The 6597-nt window shown below is 65.8% G+C and carries 5 protein-coding genes; 3 read left to right on the forward strand and 2 right to left on the reverse strand.

The features are described 5' to 3' along the window. A partial coding sequence (locus tag AC1DT2_RS13385) for a lytic transglycosylase domain-containing protein (protein ID WP_477296772.1) occupies nucleotides 1-1403 on the reverse strand: 1403 nt, incomplete at its 3' end. A gap of 133 nt (nucleotides 1404-1536) precedes the next feature. On the opposite strand from AC1DT2_RS13385, the gene AC1DT2_RS13390 reads away from it, so the two are divergent. Genes AC1DT2_RS13390 through greB form a run of 3 tightly spaced genes read left to right on the forward strand, consistent with a single transcriptional unit; the run spans nucleotide 1537 to nucleotide 4804 of the window. Next, complete coding sequence (locus tag AC1DT2_RS13390) at nucleotides 1537-3042, forward strand: helicase HerA-like domain-containing protein (RefSeq protein ID WP_477296773.1); 1506 nt, start codon at nucleotides 1537-1539, stop codon at nucleotides 3040-3042. A 2-nt stretch (nucleotides 3043-3044) separates the two neighbouring features. Then, the gene (locus tag AC1DT2_RS13395) at nucleotides 3045-4307 is read left to right on the forward strand and encodes a hypothetical protein (protein WP_477296774.1); all 1263 of its coding nucleotides are present in this window, start codon (nucleotides 3045-3047) and stop codon (nucleotides 4305-4307) included. Continuing rightward, entirely contained in the window at nucleotides 4304-4804 is a 501-nt protein-coding gene (greB, locus tag AC1DT2_RS13400) for a transcription elongation factor GreB (protein ID WP_477296776.1), read from the forward strand. Before AC1DT2_RS13395 ends, greB begins: the two co-directional genes overlap by 4 nt. Nucleotides 4805-4921: 117 nt before the next feature. Here the strand turns inward: greB and AC1DT2_RS13405 are convergent. After that, nucleotides 4922-6597: ATP-binding protein (locus AC1DT2_RS13405; protein WP_477296777.1), on the reverse strand; the 1676-nt coding region annotated here is incomplete at its 5' end.

The raw sequence follows: 6597 nt of genomic DNA on the forward strand, positions 1-6597 counted from the left end.
GTGTAGCTCTTCGACGAGCTCCCCGAGGACTTCGACGACGACGATGACGAGCCCGGCGACGAGCTGCTGGCCAGTGCCGCCGAGGTAGCCGCGGGCGGAGGCGGCGCGATGATCTTCACCGCGTTATGCAGGTCGCTGGCGAGGATCGGCCACGGACCGTCGGCGCAACTGGACGCGTAAGCCTTCTCGAGCTGCTTGGGCACTTCCAGCCGCGCACCTACCGGCTGGCTGACCTGCGGATCGAGGCGCGGATTGAGGTTGCGCAGCGTGCGGAACCAGCCCTGCGGCATGTCCTCGGCCGAACCCAGGCAAACCGTGAGTTCGGACAGCGAGGCCGGGCGTTTGAGTACGATCTGCCCGCCTTCGCCATCGATCTTCGGCCACTTCAGGTGGTAGCTGTCCGGGTGCAGGAACAGCCAGGCGGCGGCGAGCACCATCGGCACGTAGTCGCGCGTCTCGGCCGACATCTGGCCGTAGATCTGCGGGTCGTAGAAGCTGGCTCCCGGGCTGCCGGCGGCGATGCGGCGCATGCGCCCTTCCCCGCCGTTATAGGCCGCCAGGGTCATCTCGAGATTGTTGTTGAACGCGCCGAGCTGCTCGTCGATGTATTCGGCGTTGGCCTGTGCGGCCATGGTCGGATCGAAGCGCTGGTCGAAGCCGTCCGCATTGGACAGGCCGAAGCGCAGGCCGGTCGCGTACATGAACTGCAGCGGGCCGGACGCGCCGGAACGCGACACGGCGTGTACCTTGCCACCGGATTCCTTGGCCATGATGCCGAACAGCAGGGCCTCGGGCAGGTCGGCCTTTTTATAGGCCGGCCACATCTTGTAGCGCATCATCTGGTAATTGACGTAGGCGTCCATGAGGTTCGGGCGCAGCTGGGTCAGCCACATCTCGAGCGCGGCTTTGACCGGGCCGTTCATCACCATCATGTCGGAGAACTGCTGGCCGCGAAGCATGGTCACGCTGCGCTGCGCCTGGGGCAGCGTACCCACCGCGACGGTGCCGGAGGTATCGCCCGGCTGTGCCCCGACCTCGGCACCCTGCTCGGTGTCGTCGGCGTCCTCACCCTCGATGAAGCTGCCGTCCTTCAGGCGCAGCAGGCGATCGAAAACGGCGGCGAAGCGCTGCGGGTCGCAACCCGGGGTCAGGCCACAACGGGCCGAGGCGTCCTTGAGTTGGTCGAGGGCCTGCTTGCGCGTCTGTGCCGCCTGGGGTGTATCGCCGCGGCGCGCCTGGTCGATCGAGGACTCGTAGCCCTTGCTTGCCTGGTTCATCCGGTCGTACAACGCATTGACCTCGGGCGTTGCGGCCTTGCCCGGACGCGCAGCGCCACCGGAAGCGCAACCGGCGAGGATCGCCAGTGGCAGGAATAGAAGGGGGCGCGGGACGCGAACAGACATGCGGGACTCGGGGTAAGACAATGGCGGTCACGTTACCCCTGGTGCCTCTGCGACTCAAGCGTCGCGATGAGGAAATCTCCGTAACGGCGCACTGTTGCGTAAACTTGTTCAGGACATCCTTAAGGACGAAGCCATGCCAAACATCCTGATCGGCCGCAATGACGAGGCCGCCGTGGAACTGGATTCCCGCTACGGCAACCGGCACGGCATGATCGCCGGCGCCACCGGTACGGGTAAGTCCGTGTCGCTGATGTTGCTGGCGGAAGGCTTCTCCCGACTGGGTGTGCCCTGCTTCCTGGCCGACGCCAAGGGCGATCTGGCCGGACTGTCGCAGGCGGCCGGTGCCCCGTCCGACAAACTCACCGCCCGTCTCGCGAAGCTGGGCCTCACCGACTGGAAGCCCCAGGCCAATCCGGTGGTGTTCTGGGACATCTACGGCAAGCTTGGCCATCCGGTGCGCGCCACCGTGTCGGAGATGGGTCCCACTCTGCTCTCGCGCATTCTCGAACTGAACGACACCCAGGAAGGCGTGCTCGAGGTGGTCTTCCGCGTCGCCGACGACGAAGGCCTGCTACTGCTCGACCTGGCCGACCTGCGGTCCATGCTCGGCTTCGCCGCTGACCACGCGAAGGACATCTCCTCGCGCTACGGCCTGATCAGTGCGCAGAGTGTCGCCGCGATCCAGCGCTCCCTGCTCAGGCTGGAGCAGGACGGTGCGGACTCGTTCTTCGGCGAGCCGGCGCTGGAACTGGCCGACCTGATGCGCCAGGACATGAGTGGCCGCGGCGTCATCAGCGTGCTGGCCGCCGAAGCGCTCATCATGAAGCCGCGCCTGTACTCCACGTTCCTGCTCTGGCTGCTTTCGGAGCTGTTCGAACAGTTGCCCGAAGTGGGCGACCTGGATGCCCCGAAGMTGGTSTTCTTCTTCGACGAGGCGCATCTGCTYTTCRACGACGCGCCTGCCGCACTTCGCCAGCGCGTGGAACAGGTCGTGCGGCTCATCCGTTCGAAGGGCGTGGGCGTGTATTTCTGCTCGCAGAATCCGGACGACGTCCCTGGCGACATCCTCGGCCAGCTCGGCAATCGCATGCAGCACGCCCTTCGCGCCTTCACGCCGCGCGACCAGAAGGCGGTGAAGGCCGCCGCGGAAACGTTCGCGCGTAACCCAAAACTCGACGTGGTCGAAACCATCGGCACGCTCGGCACAGGCGAAGCCCTCGCCTCGACGCTTGGCGAAGGCGGCGTGCCATCGCCGGTGCAGAAAGTGCTCGTGGCAACGCCCGTCTGCCGCATCGGTGCGATCACGGCCGAGGAACGCACGGCCGTGCGTTCGCGCTCGCCCGTGGGCGGCAAATACGATACGACGGTGAATCGCGAATCCGCCGAGGAAATGCTGGCGGCACGTGCCTCGCAGAAGAGTGCGCCGGATGCGCCTGCGGCCCGATCCACGGGAGGCAAAAGCGATGAAGCCTCCAGCGCGGGGTGGAGCAGCGCCGTACGGGACGCCGTATTCGGCACCAGCCGTCGCCAGGGCATGATCGAAACCATGGCCAAGTCCGTGGTGCGCACGGCCGGCTCGCGCGCCGGGCAGCAGATCGTACGCGGCATCCTCGGCAGCATTTTCGGCGGAAAGCGCTGACCATGCCGCGACACGCACTTGCCGATGCCAGCACGCCCTTCGCGCAACGGATCCTCCTCGGCGTGCGTTACCCGTTCCGGGGTGCCGCACCGGTCACAATCCTCGCCGTCGCGGCATTCGAGCTGCTGACGTTTTTCCCGATCACGTTCCTGCGCCTGATCGTCATGTTTTTCGGCTGGGTCGCGACCTATACCTATGCCATCGAGTGCCTGCGGCATACCGCGGATGGGTTCGCCGATCCACCGGAAGTGGCACTCAACACTGACGACCGCACCAGCATCGCCCTTATCGTCATCCAGCTCGCGGGCAATGCCCTCGCTGTGCTCGCGACCCTTTATTTCGGCGCCCTGGGGCTACTGGTCTTGCCGGTGTTCGCCTTCGTCTTGCCGATCATGACGATGTCGCTGACCTTCGACGGCGTCGAGGCGGCGCTGAATCCGTTGACCTGGATCAAGGTGGTAGGGCGCCTTGGAAGCGACTACCTCCTGTTGTTCGTGGTCGTCACGGCGGCCACGTTGCTCCAGGCCGGCGCCTTGTATGCCTTGGCCGAGCACGGTCCCGCGTTCCTGGGTACGGCCGTGTTTTACGTCATCGCCAACTACCTCACTATCTACACCTTTCACCTCATGGGCGCGCTTATCCACCATCGCCACGAGACGCTGGGTTACCAGCCCGAATCCGAGGTGATCGCCGACGCCGCGAATCCGGACGATGACGTGGCACTCCTCGGGCACGTGAACCTGATCGCCCGCGACGATATCCCCGGCGCCACCGATATCCTCACCGAGCGGCTTCGCGAGGGCATCGCGCCCGTGGCGATGCACACGCGTTATCGCGAACTGCTGCGCGTACAGGGCCGCCTTCCCGAACTGCTCGTGCATGGCCAGATATGGATCGCCGCGCTCGTCCAGGCGCGGGAAGAACGTCGCGCGCTCGGCGTGGTGCAGGACTGCATCGACGTCGATCCTGCCTTTCTTCCCGATGCCACGATCACGTGCGGGCCTCTTGCGGACACGGCGGCCCACGGCGGGATGACCCGCCTCGCGCTCCACCTCGCGCTTGGCTACCTGCGTACCTGGCCCGGCGACATGGGCGCGCCACACTACGGCCTGCTCGCCCTGCGCATGCACGAACGCCAGCGTGAGCCCGCCGAAGCGGCCGCACTGGGACGACACCTGCTGGCCGCGTATCCCGATCATCCACTCCGTGTCGACATCGAGGCGTTGCTCGATACCCTCGGCACGATGCGCAAGGTGTCGACATGAGTCGCTGGCGTCCACCCGCGCCCTCGTCGACGGCGATCATCACGCGTGACGGCTTCGAGCGCCTGAAGAGTGAGCTCGACCATCTCTGGCACACCGTGCGACCCGAGGTCGTCAAGGCGCTGGCCGCAGCGGCTGCGGAAGGCGACCGCTCCGAAAACGCGGAATATACCTATCGAAAAAAGCAGCTCGGCGAGATCGATCGTCGTGCGCGCTACCTGAGCAAACGTATTCCGGTACTGCAGGTGGTCGAAGCTGTCGCCTCGCAGCGGGACGCTGTCTTCTTCGGCGCGACGATGGACATCGAGAACGTCGAGACCGGTGAGACGGTGCGCTACCGCATTGTGGGACCGGACGAGACGGATGCCCGGAAGGGATGGATCAGCATCGATTCGCCGATGGCGCGCGCGGTGTTGAAGAAGCGCGTCGACGACGAATTCGAGGCCGATCTGCCGGGCGGGCGCACGCGGTTCGCGGTGTTGGCCGTCGAGTACACCTAAGGGCCTGCGGCCGCTGCCGCGAGCCGGCTGATTTCTGTGGGAGCCGGCTACGCCGGCGATGGGTGCTCGCCGCAGCCGTGCCAGCCGCTGGCGCGGCTATCGCCGATGAATCGGCTCTCACATGGAGCGCGAAACCTGCTCCAGTCCATCGGTAAATCGCGAAACATCGTTAGCGAATACTTCTACAGCCGGCAGATCAAGGTCCGCGCCTTCCCGCAACGCCAACTCCATCCGCTCGCCGTCTTCGGCAACCTTCGACGCGCCGAACACATTCACCCCGCCAAGCACGTGATGAATCCACCCCGCGACTTCCTCGCGGTCGGCGCGCTCGATCACAGGCGGCAGGCGCCCCACGGCTTCCCGCGTCGCTTCCACGCCTGCGCGAATGACGCTGGCAACGTTCTCGTCTGAACCGAACGCACGTCGCAGACGCGCCATGTCGATCACCGGCTCGGCCACCGCGCCCTCTTCCAGCCATCGCGCCACGACGTCGTGGAACGCTTCCAGCCGGATCGGCTTCCGCAACAGATCATCCATGCCAGCCGCCAGGCAAAGCTCGCGCTGGTCGGCACGCGCGTCCGCCGTCATGGCGACGATAGCGAGACGACGCCCGGTACCGGCTTCGCGGCGACGTACTTCACGCGCCACCGCATAACCATCCATACGCGGCATGTGGCAATCCACGAGAAGAAGGTCATAGGACTGCGCGTCCATCGCCTCGATCGCCGCTACGCCATCCTCGACCACGTCACACGTGTAGCCGCGCATGCCCAGTTGCACGCGCACGAGGGCCTGGTTCACCGGATGATCTTCGGCCAGAAGAATGCGCGCGCCGGCACGGAGCGCGCGCGTCGGCAAGGGCAGGTCGGCGCGCATGTCGGCCGTGGGTAACGGTAGCTCCGCGATGGGAAGGTCCAGCGTCACGGTCACCGTCGTGCCCTGCCCCGGCTCGCTGTCGATGGCGATGTGACCGCCCATGCGTTCGATCAGGCGCCGCGAGATACTCAGACCCAGGCCCGTGCCGCCAAACCGACGTGTGGTCGACGACTCAGCCTGGCTGAAAGGCGCGAACACGTGGCGCAGCTTGGCGGCATGAATGCCAATACCGGTATCGTTAACGATGAAACGCAGGCGTTGGCTCGAGGCGAGTGCTTCATCGACCCGCACTTCCACATCGACGCTGCCCGAAACCGTAAACTTGATGGCGTTACCGATGAGGTTGAGTAACACCTGACGCAGCCGTCCGTCATCCACCAGGACGCCGGCCGCGAGCGCCTCGTCGAAGCGGGTCTGCAAGGTCAGCCCCTTCGCTTCCGCCTGTGCCGCAAGGATCGCCACCGCGCCATCGACGATGCTGCGAGGATCGGATGGCCGCGGCTCGAAGGTGAGATGCCCCGCCTCGATCTTGGAGAAATCGAGCACATCGTCGAGGATGTGCAGCAAGGCCTCCGCCGAGTGCTCGATGGTGGAAACCATCTTGCGCTGCTCCGTATCCAGTCGCGTGCGTTCGAGCACGTCGAGCAAGCCGATCACGCCGTTCATCGGCGTACGGATTTCATGACTGATCGTGGCGAGAAAGTCGCTCTTCGCACGCGTCGCGGCTTCGGCCTCGTCGCGTGCGTGCGCGAGGCCCCGGGCTGCCTGCTCTTGTGCCGTGACGTCCACCCAGTAGCCGTTCCAGCGCACCGTGCCGTCGGCGGYGGCCAGTGGCACGGCATCCGAACTGAGGTAACGCACGCGACCGCCGATCTGCGCGCGCACCGTCACGTGCAACGGCGTGAGCTCACGTGCCG

This window comes from Luteibacter sp. P4_E6 (assembly GCF_056401535.1).

Excerpts from the sequence above, each read along its gene's own strand:
- AC1DT2_RS13395 (WP_477296774.1), top strand. The coding sequence starts at position 3,045 with ATGCCGCGACACGCACTTGCCGATGCCAGCACGCCCTTCGCGCAACGG.
- greB (WP_477296776.1), top strand. The coding sequence starts at position 4,304 with ATGAGTCGCTGGCGTCCACCCGCGCCCTCGTCGACGGCGATCATCACG.